Source organism: Lysinibacillus sp. FSL L8-0312 (assembly GCF_038003285.1).
Taxonomy (GTDB): domain Bacteria; phylum Bacillota; class Bacilli; order Bacillales_A; family Planococcaceae; genus Lysinibacillus; species Lysinibacillus fusiformis_D.
Map to the genome: position 1 here is coordinate 427,126 of NZ_JBBOOV010000001.1, position 18,106 is coordinate 445,231.

Consider the following 18,106-nt stretch of genomic DNA (forward strand, 5'->3'; position numbering starts at 1 on the left):
TTGGCAACATTATGGACAGGTGGCAAGATTTACACGATGGCTCAGGTTGGTGAAACAGTGGAAGCAGTCCTTGTAGAAGATGGAAAAATTGTGGCGACAGGCTCAGTGGAGAGCTTGTCGCCACTAGCTGCTTCTATCCAACATTTACAAGGACATGTAATGTATCCAGGCTTTGTCGATAGTCACTTACATATTATTGGTTACGGTGAAAAGCTCAAGCATATTGATGTCTCCACAATTACAAGTAAAGAGGCATTACTGAAGAAGCTTCAAGAGCGAATGTCCAAAGCTACGGCACAGGAATGGGTCATTGCAATCGGGCTAAATGAAAACCAATTTGATGAACCGATTTTGCCGACATTAGCGGAGCTGGATGCACTTGGAGAAGCCTATTTAATCATTAAACGGAGCTGTCATCATTTAATTTTAGCGAATTCCAAGGCACTTGCCTTTGCTGGCATTACCAATGATACACCTTCACCAGAGGGCGGTGTCATTGACAAAGTCGACGGTCAGCTCACAGGTGTACTAAAGGACGCAGCATTGTATTTAATTGTCAACCATATGCCGCATATTACACCTGCGTATATCGAGGATGCTTTGGCAAAAGCGGTGGCCTCGCTCCAAACCTATGGTTTAGTAGGAGGGCATTCTGAGGACTTAAGCTATTACGGACCACCAAACCAACCGATTCTGGCTTATCGTAAAATCGTGGAGGCACAGCAATCCTTTAAAGTTCATTTATTACAGCATCATACGGTCTTTGAAGAGGTCGCAAAAATGGATTTAGCCTCATCACCATTTTTAGAGTTTGGCGCTATGAAAATTTTTATTGACGGAGCCTTTGGCGGTCGCACGGCGGCGCTACGTCAACCGTATAGTGATGACCCTAACAATGCTGGGATGCTCATTCATACAACAGAGCAATTAACAACCTATGTTCAGCTTGCTCGTCAGTACGGACAAACTGTGGCCGTGCATACGATTGGAGATTTAGCAATAGCAACGATTTTAGACGTTTTTGCGGCCTATCCGCCGCAGGATGGTCAGTTTGATCGCGTGATTCACTGTAGCTTAGTTGATGATGAACTATTAGCCAGACTAGCTACTTTACCTGTTGCGGTAGATATGCAGCCGCAATTTGTACAGGGAGAATATCAAGCAGAGTTATCGAGACTTGGAGAGGCGCGCGCTCAAGGCTTACATCCTTTAAAATCACTTCTTGACCGAGGGCTGATTGTGGCAGGGGGCAGTGACGCCCCGATTGAGGTTCCCAATCCGCTACAAGGCATTTACGCTGCTGTCACAAGAAGAAATATTGGCGAAAGCCATGAGGGCTATAATCCGCAGGAGAAAATTTCACGGTTTGAGGCCGTCCATCTGTATACCGTAGGAGCAGCCGAAATAATCGGTCAGTCACATAAACGTGGCAAAATTGCAGCAGGCTATGCAGCCGATTTTACGGTTTTACAGGAGGATCTTTTTACTGTAGATATTGAACAACTACCACATATACAAGTAGCTTGTACGGTGGTGGATGGGAAGATGGTATATGAAAATCGCTGTGAAGGATAACCTTTGCAGCGATTTTTTCTCGGTCTATTGTTTGTCAGCAAAATTTTTTACTTGCTGCTCTAAGCTCGATACACGTTTTGTTAAGTCCTCTACTTGCTGTTGCATGGTTGGTGGAGGAGGCACAGGGACGGTTGACTTCATTTTTTTAATCATATGAATCATCACGAAAAAGATAGCTAGAAACATACATAAAAGAACAGTTGTACTAATGATATCGCCAAGAGTGAATTTCATGTTTGCGCTCCTTTCTCTAGTGGGTATCTAGTTATATACTGGATAGCAACATGAAAAGTTTCAAAAAAATGGAGAAAGTCACGATAAATACACAAATCTTCTCTTACTTTGATGCATAGGATACTTGAACAAATTGCTATTTTAGCGGCTTTCAGTACTGTGCTATAGCTATTTGAACATACGTTAGAAGAGAGCTATTCTAACAGCATGACAGGGGTGAGTACGTGCACAAGGCAGGACAAGTAATGCGACAGGCTGTCCACAATATTTATGCGTATCGGTTAGATTATGTACAAGTTTTCGCATTGATTAGAATTTTTCAGTTTTTATTGATAATCCCTGTAACCTCGATCGTCTTGAAGCTCATGCTCCGAGTAACAGGGTATACACATATTACTGAGCAAAATTGGCAAAGCTTTGTGGCGCATCCCTTTGTCATCATGATGATTTGTCTATTAATTTTGCTGTTTTTATTATTTGTTTATTATGAAATGGGCTTTCTCTTTCTTATGGCCTTTCATCAGCAAAGGGGGATGCGCTATCGCTTTCTTCCTTTATGGCAGCAATTGAATCGAAAGGTTATTTATTTTTTTAGTGTCCAAGTCTTATTTTTAATTGTCTATCTTGCCCTATTAATGCCATTAGCTTCCTTTATGCTACCACTTACCTTAACGCAATCCGTTTCTCTGCCACATTTTTTAACAGACGAAATAATGAGCAGTCGAGCTGGTAGGCTAGCATATGCTGCGGTGGCAAGCATCGTAGTGATGATTGGCATTCGTAGTATTTTAACGTTACCAATTTTTACAATTCAGCCCAACATCTCGATTCTACGTTCCTTTAAGCAAAGCTGGCGTTTTTCTAAACGAGGTTTATTTGAACTGTTAGTATTATTAGCGATGCTTTTAACAGGTCATTTGCTAATGATGCTAGGAATAACGGTCATCAGTACGTTTCCGCTCTATTTAATAGAGCGCATAATGCCGAGCGCAGCATTGGTCACAGCGGGGCTTACACTTGCCTTGTTGGAAATGGTCTTTGTAGTGCTATTTAGTTTATTACAGGCTATGTTTTCACAAGTCATGGTTGCCATTACGTATAACACGCCAGTGCTAGGCAAAGTCAGAGTGGCTACCAAGAGACAGCGACGCTATAAGCCATTACTATTGATCAGTTTCATCGTTTTTATCGTATTAAGTATGATGAACATCAATTCTTTAGAGAAAAGTGTTTATGCCCCAGATACTAAAATTATTGCCCATCGAGGCTATGTTGCAGGTAATGTAGAAAATACGATTAGCGGGTTAGTAAATGCAGCGAATGCGGGGGCAGATTTAATTGAAATCGATATTCAGCAAACCGTAGATGGTGAATTTGTTGTCTTTCATGATCGAACATTAAGACGGCTAGCCGGTAAAAATGGTGTCATTGCGAATATGACCCTAAGTGAACTAAAGTCATTAACCATTCACCAAAATGGCTATAGCGATAAAATTGCATCTTTAGAGGATTGTATCGAAATTGCCAAAGCGTTAGATGTGGCGTTATTAATCGAATTAAAGGTGCACGGCCAAGAAACGGAAGATGTTTTACCTAAATTAGTTGAGAAGCTACGTCAATACAAGGTGCTGGATTCCTACTATGTGCAATCCGCTGATGTACAGAAAATGGCGCAATTAAAAAAATTGGTGCCCAATTTGCGAGTGGGCATTGTCTATGCACTCAACATCGGACCAATGGAGGAAAATGTTGATTTTATCGCATTAGAAGAATCCTGGGTAACCGAGCAGCTGATTGAGGAATTAAAGCAGCACCCAACTGACTTATTTGTTTGGACACTCAATGACGACCGTTCCTTGCAAACCTTTATTGAAAAAAACGTCAGCGGCGTCATCACCGACCACCCCGACGTCGCCCGCGAGCTAAGAGCACAACAAAGCGAACATCAATACTTCTTACAGCGCATCCTCAATCGACTGCGATTTATCTTTTGAGGAAGCGAAGTGAACGTTCGCGAGCGAAGTGAATACTCGCGGAGGAAGTGTGAATACTCGCGCAAGGAGAGTGAATACTCGCGGAAGGAGAGTGAATACTCGCGGAAGGAGAGTGAATACTCGCGGAAGGAGAGTGAATACTCGCGGAAGGAGAGTGAATACTCGCGGAAGGAAGGTGAATACTCGCGGAAGGAGAGTGAATACTCGCGGAAGGAGAGTGAATACTCGCGGAAGGAAGGTGAATACTCGCGGAAGGCAAGCGAATACTCGCGGAAGGCAAGCGACAACCCGCGAAAGTAAAGCGAACACCCAGATGCCCTCAAATCAAAGCGAACAACATAAGCGTTTCATCATACGCAACCGTTCAATAGCAGTGTGACTTCGCTGAAAATAAAAAAATCGGTCAGATTGTAACCTTTTTCATGCAGAGGCGACTACTTCTATGAATTCGAGATATGAAGGAGATGCTTTTTTATGAAAATGACGAAAGTCGTACCATTTGCTATGTCAGCATTATTATTAGGGGGCGCGATTGGAGCTCCAACTGCATCAGCTAACGAAGGTGAGGCTGTGGTGACGAACGCAGAAACTACGGAGCAACAAGTGCAGCCGACTTTTATTAAAGTAACGGGTACCGTGGAAAATGTAGATGTTCGTGAAAACGGAACGTCCTATACAGTAATGGACGGTGACAATACGAACATTGTCATCGCTAATAAAGAGTCATTCATTTTCGATAATACAGGAAAAGAAGTCAAGCTTCAAAAAGGGGATAAGGTGTCGGCTTACTCTTATGCCAAAAAACCTATGCTTGCAATTTATCCACCGCAGTATAACCCAGAAGTAATTATTGTTGAAACAGAAGCAATGGGTAGCGTGGAAGTTGATTTCTTCGATAAAAATTTAATCGATACAGACAACAACTTAAAATTAAATGTTGGAGAAGATACTAAATTAGTAAGTGCTTCTGGTAAAGATGTAAAATTGGATGATTTAAAAGAGCAGCATTTAGCCGTGTTCTACACAATTGCTACGATGAGTATTCCTGCTCAAACACCACCTTCAAAAGTCATCGTGTTGGACACGATCGAGAAGGAAGAACCAATTGAAGTAGATCCAGAGCCAACTCCTGAACCAGCACCATCGAATCCAGCTGTTCAAGAAATCATCAAGAAAGACTTTTATGAAGTAGAAGGGACGAAAATGGTGCCACTACGATTAATCGCAGAAGAACTTGGCTTTAAAGTAGAAGTTACGCCAAAAGGTGCTATTGTTTCGAAAGGTGCCGTTTCCTATACCATTACTCGTGGTCAAAAGGAATATGGCTACAATAAAGCGCTTCGCCAATTTAAAGTTGCGCCCGCTTTATTAGAAGCTGGCAAAACATATGTACCAGTTGAATTAGCAGAAGAACTAATGAAATAATGACATTGAAGTATCTGGCAATTCGCTAGGTACTTCTTTTTTTATTTCCTTCTAATGGAAAATTCAGTACAATGAAAAAGAAAAGTCGAAGCATAAAGGAGAACGTTATGAAGCAAGCACTCATTATTATTGATATCCAAGAGGCTTTCTTTTTGGATAGCCAACAAAATCTATGGAATGATGAAACGATTATTAAAAATATCAATACGGTAATCACATGGGCACGTCATAAAGAAGTCCCAATTATTTTTATTCAACATACAGAGGCCAATGATGTTGATTTTGCAAAGGGTCAGCCAGGGTGGGAGCTGTATCATGGACTGCTTAGACAGGCACAAGATAAAGTGATTCAAAAAACAACTTGGGATGCTTTTTATCAAACGGATCTTGCACAATATTTGAACGAACAGCACATCGATCAGTTGATTTTCGCAGGTGCTCAAACAGAGTTTTGTCTTGATACGACGATTCGCAGCGCTTTTAGTCATGGCTACCATCATAATATTTTAATCGAAGATGCACATAGCACCTTAAATAGTCAAGTACTCGCAGCACCTCAGATCATTCAGCATCACGAATCCGTATGGCGTAATCGCTTTGTAAAAATTCAGCCAGTTGAGGAGTTCCCAAATGCTCATTGACCAAAAAGCGTTTCATATAAAAGAGCTAGACTATATTATTCGCTGTGCACAACTTGAGGATGCTCAAGCTTTATCGGATTTGCGCCTACAATTGGACGGTGAAACAGAAAACTTCGACCGAGAGCAGGGGGAGGCATTCATCGATCAAGCGGGCTTCGAGCAGCTTATTCAGCAGGATACAGCAAGTCCGAAAAATCTGTGTTTAGTAGCGGTTGTAGGTGATCAAATCGTTGGATACTCCAGATGTGAGGGCTCTCCATTAAAGAGACTTGCCCATAAAGTAATATTTGGCGTCGGTGTTAGGAAGGCTTTTTGGGGCTATGGTATTGGAAAAGCTCTACTACAAGTATCTATTGATTGGGCGGATACCAATGATATACGGAAAATGGCATTAGAAGTGCTAGAAACGAATGAAAAAGCTATACAGCTCTATGAAAAATGGGGCTTTATAGTAGAAGGTATTTTGAAAAATGATAAATGCCTTGCAGATGGTAAGTACTATCACACAATCATAATGGGTAGATGGCAACCCTAGTTAAGAAGGAACAGATATGACCAATTTTATGTATATTTTTTGTTTAATTGTCTGGGGACTTAATTTTATTGCAGTAAAGATTCAAGGAACCCCAGTCAGTCTAGAATTATCTTTAACCTATCGTTTAGTTATAACTGCTTTTTTATTTGGCCTACTTGCTTGGTTGATGAAACCACAGGGTAAGCCACAGCAGCATGATTTTCCATTTATTATCGTCTTTGGTATTTGTAATTTTGCCTTCAGTTATTTAGCTCTATACTATGCGACGATGTTGAGCTCCGCTGCGATTGTCACTTTAATTTTTTCATTAAAAGTAATTTTAACGCCCATAGCTCTACGATTATTTCTTAAAGAACCATTACATCGTCGCGTTTTAATCGGTGGTACTTTAGGGGTAATCGGTGTTGGGGTATTAATCTATCCCACTTTACATAGTTTTTCAGGTTTGGCTGATTTAAAAGGGGTCCTAATTGCTTTACTCGGTACTGTCCTAACAGCAATCGGGGATGCAAGCTCTGCAAGAAATGCAAAGCGCCAGATTGACCCCATTTATGCCAATGCCATTGGTTTTACAGTCGGCAGTGTAGTCATGTGTGGTATTGTCTGGATACAAGGACAAAAAATCGTCTTGCCTACATCCATTACCTATTTATCAGCCCTACTGTATTTAACGATCATCGCATCATTTCTTGCCTGGCTATTTTATTTAAAGCTAGTAGAAAAAATTGGCGGGGCGAAGAGTGGCTACATGGTTGCGTTGTTCCCTGTGATTGGCGGGATTGCTTCTGTTGTCATAGGGGAATCTACGCTTAATCTGTATTTAATCATAGGCTGCCTCTCTAGCTGTATAGGAGCTGCAATTGCCTTAGGCTTTCAATTTAAGCCTTTTTTACGAGGAACGAAAACCTCCTCCCCTTCATAAAATAGAGAAGAACGCTTGAAAAGGGTGAGGACAAAATGTCATTCGTTCAATCGAGTACAATGGCAAGTAGCAGAGAAAAAGAAGAGGATCATTGGGACATTGACCGTTGGGAAAATGATGGTGGCAGAAGTTTGCAGACGTAAGGGGGGACGAAAATTTGTCTCCCTTATAAAATGTTGAAACCTTTTTTCGTGTTGCTCGTATGATTAAGTAGACAAGTTTTAATAGCAGATTTGAAAAAAGGGAGAAATATTTTTTGAACCATTGAACAAAACGATTATTATTCATTATTTATTTGATTGTTATTGCGGATGCATATTACACAACATTGTATATTGAACAAAAAACACCACCGCAATATCAAACCATCAAAGCATCAGCCATTACAGTTAACATGGTACGGTAGCAAGCCTCACAAAAAGAAGCGGACAACCCGTCGCTTGAAGCCTATGTCCTTCAAGCCATTGCTTCAGAGAGTGACCTATGGCATGGTGACACAGGTAAGGAATTTAGAACATCGTACAAAAATGCACGTCTTTTTACGATACCAACAGCTACGTTGCTGACACCCTGTACATTTACAGGGTGTTTTTGATAAGGAGAATGAATGAAATGAGCATGGTAACCTACATAGGATTAAATTTCCAGGCTGCAATAAATGACGACGATACGGAAGATGAAGTTGAAATAACAGATTTGTTCCTTAGTAGCGAAGAGCGTCAAATGCTTCAGCATCAACATTTTACAACGCCATACCTATATGAGCTTGAAGCAAAAGGGAGTCCCATTTGGCAAATGCATAACGACAATAAAGTGCATTCGCCACATAACTACGAAAAATCCAAAAGCACATTTCTTCTTGTTTGTAACTTCCTGAAAAAACTTCTGCCAAAAGGTGATTATTGCGAAATCTACATTTGCTGGAAGGGGGAAGAAGGGGAGGATAGCGAAAAGAAATTCGAGCTCCTGTTAGACCAACTCTCAATCCACCAGCTCGAAATGAATGAAAAATACTTGATTACAATAAAAAATCAATTCTAATAAAGATTGAAGCGAAAAGCCTCACCCTTTATTAGAATTGTTTATTGGAAGTCGATCGGAATAAAATCGTCCCCGAAGAATGCTAGGATATTGCAAAGATACTCAAAGACATTCGTGAAACTCGTTTCTCAGATGGCTTGTCTTGTCTACATTGTGTTAGTATATCGGTATAGTTAGTTGCAAAAAGTTTATTTGTTTCGTATTATGAAACAATCTCACATTTCAAGGTGTTTCGATTTACTGTGATATATTCCCCAGTTGATTTATTCATTACTTGTGACACTTTCTTGGTATGCGTTATCTCGCACCAATCATTTTGTACATCCACCAATATTTTTATTTCCACACCACTTTCTCCATATTTTAAACCACTATAAGATAATTTCGTCATGATCATCATTCCTTTCTTAATCTTTAATATATTGTCAAATATGATATTTCAATCTACCTGTTTCTATTATACTGCACATTTATTGATTTATAAAAAAGCAATAATCTTTACGAAACCAGCCTAAAATAAAACGAGTATAGATATTATTAAACTGCCAGGGCAGTTTGGTTTAATAATCGTACAATTGTTAGAATTTGGTATAATTATTTTGGAGGTGAACGTTTCATATATGATAGTATTTGTGTTCATTAGTATTTATTTAATGCCGATTTTAGCAATTATATTTTGTCTAAACCTTGTAGAAATAATAAAGAAAGTAAAAAAAGAACAACCAACTACTGCTAACACAGTTTGGTTAACAATCTCTTTTGCATTAATTAGTATGGAGCATTGCTGTTACATCTTTTGGTGAATAATAGAAACGCTTTAGCCAAAGCAATCAACAGCTCTCCCTTAAAAATAAAATTTAACAACCAGCCACGATTCTGCTAAAAGAATTGTGCCTTTTCTTTAGGGGAAGGAACAGATTGCTAAACGGATAGTAGTTTAAGGCGAGGGGAAAATAAATTTCAGTTAATCGTTCAAGTTGCATACAAATATAAAGTGTGATGAATATTAGTAACTCATTAGCTATAATTATTCCAGAAAAAAGCGCTATTTGTGAGTTGAAAAAAATCCCAATTCCTCAATTTGAACACTAGGAAATTGGGATTTTATTTGATATAACAGTCAGATTTGCTTTTAAATCGCTTTGTTGTATGCAATAGTCAAGCAATTTTAAGCATCGTTTATAAATAGGAGCGTTTAGCTGGCCATGAACCTTGTAGTTTACGAAGTTGTACAATTTGTCCTGTATGATAAGCATCGTGCAAAAGGATATTTAGATATTGTTGCCAAACTGGAAGAGAAGGACTAGGTTGATCCAATTCTGCTTCTTGAAGGGATGCTAATGAAGATTGTAAGGCATCATGTACGTGAAGTGTTCGCTTCACAGTTTCTTGCCAAGCATCCTCATCATTCGCTCCACCTTGGACAAACGTTTCATCATTATTTTGTGGAGTAACAAATGAGTGATCTTTATGTAAGCGAGAAAGTAAGCGCTCTTTAAAGGCTAGTAGATGGTTAGTATTTTCCCAAATCGTATTAGCGGCCTTTCCTTCTGGTTGCCAACATGCTTGTGCAGCAGTGAGATTCTTTAATGCTTCTGATAGTGGTGGATACCATTCTTCTTCGAAAAAAACTTGATTGACTCCATTTTGCAAGAGTTCCTTTTTACTCATTGAGATAGCCCCCTCTTTTGTAACCTTCTAAACAGTACTTACTATTAATTTATCAAATTTTCCGAAAAGAGTATATAGGAGTGAAAATATACTAACAGGGACGTTAACTAAAGAGCATTGAGTTGCTTAGGCTCAGTGCAGGTTAGAAGAACAAGAAAGGCTATTGAATGACGTTCTGTTTTGTATCGGGATCTGATGGATTTGCTTAAATATTTATTTATAATATAAGGGAAAAATACTTACAAAATTTACATTAGAGGTGGCGATAATTCTTGAGAAGGTTGGTCATACTAGTCATGGTGATTTTTGGATTATTTTTCCCGATACAATTGCTATTAGTAAAGGCGAGTATTCAACCAAAATTGGAAAAAGTAGATGTTTCATTTATTCAAGTAAATCGTTTAAACGGGGAAACTCGTTTGTTTAAGGAAAATGATGGATATGAGGAAGTGATTATCGATAAGATTGTTAACTGGATAAATACATCAAGCCCTTCCGAAGAAGCAAATGAGTTAGAGTTAAATCAAACTTCCATCATCTCGATAATGAAAATAAAACTAAAAAACGGAGACGTTGCAGTTATTGAACCAGCTTATAATTGTGTATCCCAAAACCAAGTAAAAACATGTACGATTGCAGATGGTGAGGTTATCTATACAAGTAATAATAAAAAGCTTCGATTGAAATCAGTAGAACTTTATGATTGGCTCTTAGTTGGCTGGAAATATGAAAGTGTTGGAGCACCAAAAGATGAGTTGCTTGAAGAAACTTTATATAGCAAATATTTTTCCTATCTCGATGAAACTTACGCAGATTTTATCATGTGTCCAAAAATCGATAAAGTTGAAACAATAGATGGCAATACAAGGAGACATATTGTTCAGGCAAGTGCGTTAAATTATAGTGCACATCATGGTGATGTTCCTTTTGATAGAATCCATATAATGTTGACTGATACGCCAGAAAATGGAGTGAAAATAAATAAAGTGACAATACAAAAGGGGATTATTGAAAAAGAAAGCGCTATACAATGTAGGCGAGCGAGCTAAAGGATGACAGTGTGAATGGATGGAACAATTGATAAAGGAAATAATGTCTCAGAGTAGCCAATATAAAGTTCAAATTATTAAACGTAAGGATTGTCTCTATACTATAGAAGTATTTATGTGGCAAGAAGAGTATGGATATGAGTATTGGCGTCCAATAAAAAAAGATTTGACTTTGGTTGAAACGGAGGAAGGTGCAATAGCATTAGCCATTGAACATTTAAGCGTGTACTCTGGAGAACAATGCTTTTATTAATGTGCCCAATTTTGGATTGATGTTTTAGAATGCACTTGCTTCGGCAGGTGTTTTTTTCATTATCGATGCTCAGATATAATATGTTTAATAATACAAAAATGGTTAAATATTGTATAATGAAGTTAGGATATTTTGATATTAGTAGCTTGTAGAAAAGAGAAAGTGGTTGAGAAAATGAAGAATAAAAAAGGCATAGTTATTGCTAGTATTATATTATTATACTGTGTGATTTCAGTTATCTATACGCTTTTACTGGATGGAAAAATCAATTGGTCTCTATTATTTTTAGCAATATGTATGATTTATATTATAGAAGTTGCTATATCTAATAATAAATTACTTAAAAAGAAATTGACTAAGTAGGGCCAATACCAAAAGCTTAACAGGTTAAATCAGTTTTTACAGTTAAGTTACATCTGTTGGTAGGGCATCCACTCACATTCCAACGGTTTTATTATTCTCCATTTGCATTTAATACCTCACATTATCAGGTGAATAAGAAGGTGGGTATGCTATTGTTTAAAGAAGTTTCAAAGCTACAATTGGTACTATCTTTTTTGATGGCTTTTATTGGCTTCTCACAAGCATTTAACAACTGGGGAGAAAAGAGAATGTTATCTTTATTCTTTTTGATTGCTAGTATGTTCGTTTTAATTGTTGCGAGTTTAGCTCTGATTTTTTATAGAAAACGGCAAATCATTAAAGAGTAATGATGGGCTTCAAAAAGAAAAAGATTGAAGCTTTTTAGCTCCAATCTTTTTTCTTGTGCAATCATACCGTATTTTCTAGCCGAGGCTCAAAATAGGGGACATGATCTAAAACATTGATATATCAACTTGCATTTATTTTATTTGACGTTTGGATAAATCATCGTTGCTGGGTCTACATATTCATCGAATTGCTCTTCTGTTAGTAAACCACTTGCGATAGCTGCTGCTTTTAAAGTAGTGCCTTCTTTGTGCGCTTTTTTCGCGATTTTTGCTGCGTTTTCATAACCAATGTATGGATTTAATGCCGTTACAAGCATTAATGAATTTTGTAAATTATGATCTAGTACTTCTGTGTTAGGCTCGATTCCTACAGCACAATGGTCGTTAAATGATTTCATTGTATCGGCTAATAGGCGAGTCGATTGTAAGAAGTTGTAAATAATAACAGGTTTAAAGACGTTTAGTTCAAAGTTCCCTTGAGAAGCGGCGAAGGCAATTGTCGCGTCATTGCCGACTACTTGTGTGACAACCATAGTCATAGCCTCACTTTGAGTAGGGTTTACTTTACCTGGCATAATCGATGAGCCTGGCTCGTTTTCAGGGATTGTGATTTCGCCAATACCAGAACGAGGGCCACTCGCAAGCCAGCGAACGTCATTAGCAATTTTCATTAAATCAGCTGCTAATGCTTTTAATGCACCATGAGCAACAACAGCTTCATCATGGCTTGTTAAGGCATGGAATTTATTCGCAGCCGATGTGAACTGTTTGCTTGTTAGTTCACTAATCTCTGCTGCTACACGATCACCAAATTCAGGATGAGCGTTGATACCAGTACCAACAGCTGTGCCACCAATCGCAAGCTCCTTCATGTAGTCAATATTTTGGAGTATCATATGCTCGGATTTTGCTAGCATGGCTGCCCAGCCGCTAATTTCCTGACCTAATGTAAGAGGTGTCGCGTCCTGTAAATGCGTACGGCCAATTTTAATAATATCTTTAAATTGGGCTGCTTTGTCTTCTAACGTTGATTTTAATAGACGAAGTCGTGGTAATAAGTAATCTTCCACTTTTAACACAGCTGCAATATGCAATGCTGTTGGGAATGTATCATTTGAGCTTTGTGATTTATTGACATCATCATTTGGATGAACAATATCAGCTTCGCCAGCGTCCTTTAATAATTGGTTCGCACGGTGTGCAATGACCTCATTCACGTTCATGTTGGATTGTGTACCGCTACCTGTTTGCCAAACAACAAGTGGGAATTGATCGTCCCATTGACCATTTAAAATTTCATCTGCAGCCTGTACGATGGCATTCGTTTTAATATCAGAAAGTTTGCCTAGTTTGTTGTTCGCAATCGCAGCACTTTTCTTTAAAATAGCCATGGCTTGCACAAGCTCAATCGGCATTTGCTCTGTACCAATTTGGAAATTCTCTTTACTGCGCTGTGTTTGCGCACCCCAAATTTTATCAGCAGGTACTTTAATTTCACCCATTGTGTCTTTTTCAATACGATAATCCATGTTCAAACAGCTCCTTTATTATGTAAAACTCTCCTAATATACAGATAAAAACGGATACTCTTAGTCTGATGTAAGAATATCCGTTTGATACATGCTTATTCAAAAAAGAGGGGGATTCTGAATTAAGCAATTTGGAGAAAAGAAATAATCTACTGATAATGATAATTGTTATCAATTAAAAAGTCAACGGTTTTTCTTGAAGAAATTAATGATGAGAATAATTCGCAATCGTTATCTTTGGTTTTCCCGAATTTCTAAGAAATAAACGGCGCTTTGAGGCGTTATCTCTTTTTCTTTCCGATTTCTTTCAACGGTTGTTTTTTAGGGATTTTTTCAAATAAAACCTTAACCTGAAAATTATGGTCATCCATTTGAAGTACCTCTATCACCTTGGCTTTGCGCCCTTTAATTCGAATATCCTCTTCCACTGTAGGCAGTTTAACGAGCAATTGGCTTAAAACAGACGTCTTGTTTTCATAAAAATGAGTCACAAACATCGCTCTTCTCCTTCTAACATTTGATGTTACTCAATTTATGAGTGGGGCATAGTAGATAGAACTTTTGGTGAAGTGGGTGATTAGATTGGAACTTCTTTAAGCGTTCATCAATTGAAGGGACTCGCTCACCGAGATTTCCAAATTGCTCATCATGTGAGAGAACCATGCTTCATAAAGCATTCCCCATAAGTAATCTCCCAAAATGTCTGCGCAATAAAATCATTACAATGAGCCAATTGCTAGGAAAACCAATGATTGTTGCGGAGAAAGCGTGGTTCATTCTGAAATACTTCACCAACAAAAGGTTTTATTTTATTTGAAAATCAAAAATATGACATAATTCTACGTATGAGAATTGCAACTTTCGACATATCCTTTATTTATTTCTCGGGAAATATCTCATAGGATTATGAGGGAATAGTAAGGATTTCGTAAGCTATTTCAGACAATGATTTGATTAGGGATTCAGATGGGTTCTTTTAGAGAAATATAATGTGTTTATGATTTGATTGACTATTCTTATTTTTCTTTTGACTCATGAGATAGGTGTATTATGTTTCAGCTAGGGCGATGTTCGTTATAATAAGAGAAAGGAGGAAACGAGATGTATTTAAAATCATGTAAGGTATTACAGGACACGATTCCGAATAAACAAATGTATCCTTTTAATATCCCAAGCTTGCAGGATTTATATGAGCTGGAGTTTCCGACAAATGTAACGTTCTTTGTTGGAGAAAATGGGTCGGGGAAATCAACATTACTTGAAGCAATTGCAGATCGCTGCGATTTTAATACAGCGGGTGGTGGTCGCCAGAATTTATATGACGTACATAAGGCAGAGTCTTCACTGGGTGAATATATCCGCTTGTCGTGGATGCCGAAAATCTCGAATGGCTTTTTTCTACGATCAGAAACATTTTATCAATTTGCCAGTCATATTGATTTGTTAGAAGATCCAAGGAAATATAACGCTTTTGGTGGGAAGTCGTTGCACCACCAATCTCATGGTGAATCTTTTCTTGCATTATTTATGAATCGTTTTAATGGCAAAGCTATCTATTTATTGGATGAGCCTGAGGCAGCATTGTCTCCAACGAGGCAGCTAAGCCTGCTGAAAATTATCAAGGATCTAGAGCATGAAGCCCAATTTATTATTGCCACACACTCGCCCATTTTACTGGGCTATCCCAATGCTACAATATATAGTTTTGATGAAGGAGAGATTGAATCGATTCGCTATGAGGATACCATTCATTACATCGTCACTAAACGTTTTTTAGATGCACCGCAATCCATTTTACGTGAGTTATTTGATGAGGAGAGGGAATTATGAATCAACGAAAAGGCTTAGTCATGCGAGAAATTCGATTAGACGAAATGGCACAGTCCATTGATTTACTGAATTATGTATTTCAGATGTCTATGTCCATTCACAAGGATCGCCGTTTTGTAAATGCCAAGAGCAGGCAGTTTAATGAAGGGCATGCCATTGGTTGGTTTGATGGCAAACAGCTTGTATCCCAAATTTTAAGTCTACCTTTTGAGGTTAATGTACATGGCAAAATTTATGAAATGGGCGGCATCACAGCAGTTGGCACATACCCTGAGTATTCTGGGCATGGCTTAATGGAGAGCTTGATTATTGAAAGCCTGCAAAGTATGCGAAATGAAGGACAATGCATTTCCTATTTATTTCCATATTCTATCCCTTATTATCGCAAAAAGGGATGGGAAATTATGAGCGATATTGTAGAGTTTCAGGTGAAGGATACACAGCTTCCGCATTATGCGGGACTCACTGGTAAAATTCGTCGTGTTGATCCCAAACATGAGGATGTTGTAGATATTTACGCACGTTACGCACAGAAAACGCACGGGGTAATGGTGCGCAATAGTATTGCGTGGAATGAAAAATTTCAGGAGGATTTCTGGGAGGAGAAATTCATTGATAGCGATGTCCAACTACAGGCAGCGGTCTATTATGATGAAGATGATGTAGCGCAGGGCTATATGTTCTACCGTATAATGGAGGAAAATTATTATATTGATGAAATCGTTTATTTACAGGAAGAGGCCCGTAAAGGCTTATGGAACTTTGTCTCGGCACATAGCTCGATGGTTTATAATGTTTACGGGAAAACAACGGGAAATGAAGCTGTGGCCTTTTTATTAGAGGATAGCGAGATTATTCAAAAGGTCTCTCCTTATTTCATGGCGAGAATTGTCGATGTCAAAGAGTTTTTACTACGCTATCCCTTTGTCGGTCAGGATTTCGAGCTTCAGCTTGCTGTCAGTGATCGCGTTGTGGCGTGGAATAATGGTACATTCATCATCAAAATGAAAGATGGAAACCTGTCTGTGCAAAAGGTAAGTGAGACGTTAAACGATAATGCTGTTCATTTAACTGTGCAAACATTGGCTACGATGCTGTTAGGCTATAAACGCCCAAATTATTTAGAAAAAATTGAACGGCTACAGGGTCGTGCTGAGGAAATTGCGTTGCTTGAAGCCGTCCTACCAGTGGGTATCCCAACATTTATTGATTATTTTTAAGCCTTTTAGTGTGCGAGGGGGAGAGCCATAACGTTGACAGTTATGGCTGCCACGCCTCTTTTAGCCGTTCGACACCTAGTTTGATTTCTTCCATTGTTAACTTACTAAATCCTAATTGTAGCAATGGGTCCTCACTTGTTTGATTAATAAAAAACGGGCTTGTCGGATAAACCTTCACACCATAAGTCTCGGCTCGCTGGATGAGCTGTTGTTCTGAAAGGGGAGACTTGACCTTCACTACTATATAAAGCCCCGATTGCTCGCCCAATATAGCTATTTGTGGACCAAATTGTCGTTGCAGCTCCTGAACAAGGTGCTGCATTTTTTGTTTATACGTCAAGCGCATTCGTTTAATATGACGTGTCCATTCCCCTTGTGCCATGAATTGGGCCATTGTCCGTTGATGAAGGGACGAGGCATTTTGTTCAAAATGAGCAAAGCGCTCTTTAAATGGCTGTACTAGCGTATTCGGCAAGACCATATAGCTTAATCGTACACCAGGTAAAAACGATTTTGAGAAGGTGCCGAGATAGATTACCTTTGAAGGGTCGATCGAGGCAAGGGCAGGAAATGGTTGTTGTGTATAGCGAAATTCGCCATCATAATCATCCTCAAGAATATAGCCATTGACTTGCTGCGCCCATTGAATTAAGGTTTGTCGCTGCTGAATGGTCATGGACACACCGTATGGGAAATGATGTGATGGGGTGACATACAACAAGCGAGATTGACAGTGTTGGAGTACATCAAGTTGTGCTCCTGTTTCCATTACTGGCAATGCCTCTATTTCGAAATGGTGTAACTGGAAGGCTTCACGTGCACCGTTATAGCCAGGGTCTTCCAGAAGAATGCTTGGGAAATGGTCTTTTAATAAAAAGCCAAGATACAGTAGCATTTGCTGTGTGCTACTGCCGATCATGATATTTTCGCTCGTTGTCGATACGCCTCTTGCTTGTAGTAAATACGGTACAAGCTGCTCCTTGAGCAAGGGATCTCCAAATAGCTCTCCATATTGATAGCATGATGGTTCCTGTAGCACTTGATTGGCTAATTGACGCCATGTTTTCATAGGAAAATATGTCTGGTCAACAGCCCCAGCACGAAAATCTACAAGCAATGATGTTGTGTTGCTGGTTGGCTGTGATAGAACTGGCTGTTCCTGTTCCTGCAAGAAAACTGGCTCTAATGCATTGACGAAATAGCCTTTGCGTCCTTCTCCACGTATATATCCCTCAGCTACAAGCTGTTCGTAAGCAGTTAACGTTGTATTACGGCTAACCTGTAACGTTTCTGCTAATTTTCGAATGGAGGGCAGAGAATCGTTTGTTTGAAGTGTTCCTTGTGTAATGAGTATTTTCATTTGCTGATACACTTGTTTATATTTAGCCTCTTTTTCTGTTAATAGAAAGATAAAGTCATCCATATGATACCACCTTGACATGTTGAAATATTTGAAATTGTTTCTTTTGGAATGTCA

At 38.8% G+C, this 18,106-nt stretch carries 19 protein-coding genes; 13 read left to right on the top strand and 6 right to left on the bottom strand.

Annotated elements, in window-relative coordinates:
* Window positions 1-1,575 carry an amidohydrolase gene (locus tag MHI22_RS02125; RefSeq protein WP_340810918.1) on the top strand — a complete coding sequence of 525 codons (1,575 nt, stop codon included), beginning with the start codon at window positions 1-3 and terminating at the stop codon, window positions 1,573-1,575.
* Window positions 1,576-1,599: 24 nt separating this feature from the next.
* Here the strand turns inward: MHI22_RS02125 and MHI22_RS02130 are convergent, their stop codons facing one another.
* The gene (locus MHI22_RS02130; protein ID WP_089932408.1) at window positions 1,600-1,809 is read right to left on the bottom strand and encodes a hypothetical protein; all 210 of its coding nucleotides are present in this window, start codon (window positions 1,807-1,809) and stop codon (window positions 1,600-1,602) included.
* Window positions 1,810-2,033: 224 nt separating this feature from the next.
* Between MHI22_RS02130 and MHI22_RS02135 the strand changes: the two genes are divergently transcribed.
* The 7 genes from MHI22_RS02135 (at window position 2,034) to MHI22_RS02165 (ending at window position 8,367) form a co-directional block, all read left to right on the top strand.
* A complete protein-coding gene (locus tag MHI22_RS02135) occupies window positions 2,034-3,803 on the top strand; it encodes a glycerophosphoryl diester phosphodiesterase membrane domain-containing protein (protein ID WP_058843713.1) in 1,770 nt (589 codons plus the stop codon).
* 9 nt (window positions 3,804-3,812) lie between these two features.
* Window positions 3,813-4,103 carry a hypothetical protein gene (locus MHI22_RS02140; protein WP_340810920.1) on the top strand — a complete coding sequence of 97 codons (291 nt, stop codon included), beginning with the start codon at window positions 3,813-3,815 and terminating at the stop codon, window positions 4,101-4,103.
* Window positions 4,104-4,277: 174 nt separating this feature from the next.
* Window positions 4,278-5,228 carry a stalk domain-containing protein gene (locus tag MHI22_RS02145; RefSeq protein WP_340808819.1) on the top strand — a complete coding sequence of 317 codons (951 nt, stop codon included), beginning with the start codon at window positions 4,278-4,280 and terminating at the stop codon, window positions 5,226-5,228.
* A 107-nt stretch (window positions 5,229-5,335) separates the two neighbouring features.
* A complete protein-coding gene (locus tag MHI22_RS02150) occupies window positions 5,336-5,869 on the top strand; it encodes a cysteine hydrolase family protein (RefSeq protein WP_036127627.1) in 534 nt (177 codons plus the stop codon).
* A complete protein-coding gene (locus MHI22_RS02155) occupies window positions 5,859-6,404 on the top strand; it encodes a GNAT family N-acetyltransferase (protein WP_058844961.1) in 546 nt (181 codons plus the stop codon). Before MHI22_RS02150 ends, MHI22_RS02155 begins: the two co-directional genes overlap by 11 nt.
* A gap of 16 nt (window positions 6,405-6,420) precedes the next feature.
* Window positions 6,421-7,326 carry a DMT family transporter gene (locus MHI22_RS02160; RefSeq protein WP_089932398.1) on the top strand — a complete coding sequence of 302 codons (906 nt, stop codon included), beginning with the start codon at window positions 6,421-6,423 and terminating at the stop codon, window positions 7,324-7,326.
* Between the two features lie 612 nt (window positions 7,327-7,938).
* A complete protein-coding gene (locus tag MHI22_RS02165; protein ID WP_340810921.1) occupies window positions 7,939-8,367 on the top strand; it encodes a hypothetical protein in 429 nt (142 codons plus the stop codon).
* Between the two features lie 202 nt (window positions 8,368-8,569).
* Here the strand turns inward: MHI22_RS02165 and MHI22_RS02175 are convergent, their stop codons facing one another.
* Both MHI22_RS02175 and MHI22_RS02180 read right to left on the bottom strand, forming a co-directional pair.
* The gene (locus tag MHI22_RS02175) at window positions 8,570-8,758 is read right to left on the bottom strand and encodes a hypothetical protein (RefSeq protein WP_089932394.1); all 189 of its coding nucleotides are present in this window, start codon (window positions 8,756-8,758) and stop codon (window positions 8,570-8,572) included.
* A 788-nt stretch (window positions 8,759-9,546) separates the two neighbouring features.
* Window positions 9,547-10,038, bottom strand: a complete 492-nt coding sequence (locus MHI22_RS02180; protein ID WP_340810922.1) for a DinB family protein — start codon at window positions 10,036-10,038, stop codon at window positions 9,547-9,549.
* Between the two features lie 281 nt (window positions 10,039-10,319).
* Here MHI22_RS02180 and MHI22_RS02185 point away from each other — a divergent pair, with 281 nt between their 5' ends.
* The 3 genes from MHI22_RS02185 (at window position 10,320) to MHI22_RS02195 (ending at window position 12,050) form a co-directional block, all read left to right on the top strand.
* The gene (locus tag MHI22_RS02185) at window positions 10,320-11,087 is read left to right on the top strand and encodes a hypothetical protein (RefSeq protein WP_340810923.1); all 768 of its coding nucleotides are present in this window, start codon (window positions 10,320-10,322) and stop codon (window positions 11,085-11,087) included.
* A gap of 19 nt (window positions 11,088-11,106) precedes the next feature.
* Window positions 11,107-11,340: a hypothetical protein gene (locus MHI22_RS02190; RefSeq protein ID WP_340810925.1), complete on the top strand. Its 234-nt coding sequence runs from the start codon at window positions 11,107-11,109 to the stop codon at window positions 11,338-11,340.
* A 515-nt stretch (window positions 11,341-11,855) separates the two neighbouring features.
* Entirely contained in the window at window positions 11,856-12,050 is a 195-nt protein-coding gene (locus MHI22_RS02195; protein ID WP_036127597.1) for a hypothetical protein, read from the top strand.
* Between the two features lie 137 nt (window positions 12,051-12,187).
* On the opposite strand, the gene fumC is transcribed toward MHI22_RS02195, so the two are convergent.
* Both fumC and MHI22_RS02205 read right to left on the bottom strand, forming a co-directional pair.
* Window positions 12,188-13,579, bottom strand: coding sequence for a class II fumarate hydratase (gene fumC, locus MHI22_RS02200; RefSeq protein ID WP_058844968.1), 1,392 nt, complete (start codon window positions 13,577-13,579; stop codon window positions 12,188-12,190).
* Between the two features lie 281 nt (window positions 13,580-13,860).
* Window positions 13,861-14,076, bottom strand: coding sequence for a hypothetical protein (locus tag MHI22_RS02205; protein ID WP_089932385.1), 216 nt, complete (start codon window positions 14,074-14,076; stop codon window positions 13,861-13,863).
* A gap of 604 nt (window positions 14,077-14,680) precedes the next feature.
* Between MHI22_RS02205 and MHI22_RS02210 the strand changes: the two genes are divergently transcribed.
* Together MHI22_RS02210 and MHI22_RS02215 are read left to right on the top strand one after the other, a co-directional pair.
* On the top strand, window positions 14,681-15,409 hold the full coding sequence (locus MHI22_RS02210) for an AAA family ATPase (RefSeq protein WP_036127582.1): 729 nt from the start codon (window positions 14,681-14,683) through the stop codon (window positions 15,407-15,409).
* Window positions 15,406-16,629, top strand: coding sequence for a GNAT family N-acetyltransferase (locus MHI22_RS02215; protein WP_340810926.1), 1,224 nt, complete (start codon window positions 15,406-15,408; stop codon window positions 16,627-16,629). The genes MHI22_RS02210 and MHI22_RS02215 overlap by 4 nt, the downstream gene beginning before the upstream one ends.
* A 40-nt stretch (window positions 16,630-16,669) precedes the next feature.
* Here MHI22_RS02215 and pdxR read toward each other — a convergent pair whose 3' ends face one another.
* On the bottom strand, window positions 16,670-18,052 hold the full coding sequence (pdxR, locus tag MHI22_RS02220; protein WP_340810927.1) for a MocR-like pyridoxine biosynthesis transcription factor PdxR: 1,383 nt from the start codon (window positions 18,050-18,052) through the stop codon (window positions 16,670-16,672).
* Window positions 18,053-18,106: the final 54 nt, after the last annotated feature.

Excerpts from the sequence above, each read along its gene's own strand:
- MHI22_RS02210 (WP_036127582.1), top strand. The coding sequence starts at position 14,681 with ATGTATTTAAAATCATGTAAGGTATTACAGGACACGATTCCGAATAAA.
- MHI22_RS02160 (WP_089932398.1), top strand. The coding sequence starts at position 6,421 with ATGACCAATTTTATGTATATTTTTTGTTTAATTGTCTGGGGACTTAAT.
- MHI22_RS02130 (WP_089932408.1), bottom strand. The coding sequence starts at position 1,809 with ATGAAATTCACTCTTGGCGATATCATTAGTACAACTGTTCTTTTATGT.
- MHI22_RS02215 (WP_340810926.1), top strand. The coding sequence starts at position 15,406 with ATGAATCAACGAAAAGGCTTAGTCATGCGAGAAATTCGATTAGACGAA.
- MHI22_RS02175 (WP_089932394.1), bottom strand. The coding sequence starts at position 8,758 with ATGACGAAATTATCTTATAGTGGTTTAAAATATGGAGAAAGTGGTGTG.
- fumC (WP_058844968.1), bottom strand. The coding sequence starts at position 13,579 with ATGGATTATCGTATTGAAAAAGACACAATGGGTGAAATTAAAGTACCT.
- pdxR (WP_340810927.1), bottom strand. The coding sequence starts at position 18,052 with ATGGATGACTTTATCTTTCTATTAACAGAAAAAGAGGCTAAATATAAA.
- MHI22_RS02150 (WP_036127627.1), top strand. The coding sequence starts at position 5,336 with ATGAAGCAAGCACTCATTATTATTGATATCCAAGAGGCTTTCTTTTTG.
- MHI22_RS02165 (WP_340810921.1), top strand. The coding sequence starts at position 7,939 with ATGAGCATGGTAACCTACATAGGATTAAATTTCCAGGCTGCAATAAAT.
- MHI22_RS02190 (WP_340810925.1), top strand. The coding sequence starts at position 11,107 with ATGGAACAATTGATAAAGGAAATAATGTCTCAGAGTAGCCAATATAAA.
- MHI22_RS02205 (WP_089932385.1), bottom strand. The coding sequence starts at position 14,076 with ATGTTTGTGACTCATTTTTATGAAAACAAGACGTCTGTTTTAAGCCAA.
- MHI22_RS02155 (WP_058844961.1), top strand. The coding sequence starts at position 5,859 with ATGCTCATTGACCAAAAAGCGTTTCATATAAAAGAGCTAGACTATATT.
- MHI22_RS02145 (WP_340808819.1), top strand. The coding sequence starts at position 4,278 with ATGAAAATGACGAAAGTCGTACCATTTGCTATGTCAGCATTATTATTA.
- MHI22_RS02180 (WP_340810922.1), bottom strand. The coding sequence starts at position 10,038 with ATGAGTAAAAAGGAACTCTTGCAAAATGGAGTCAATCAAGTTTTTTTC.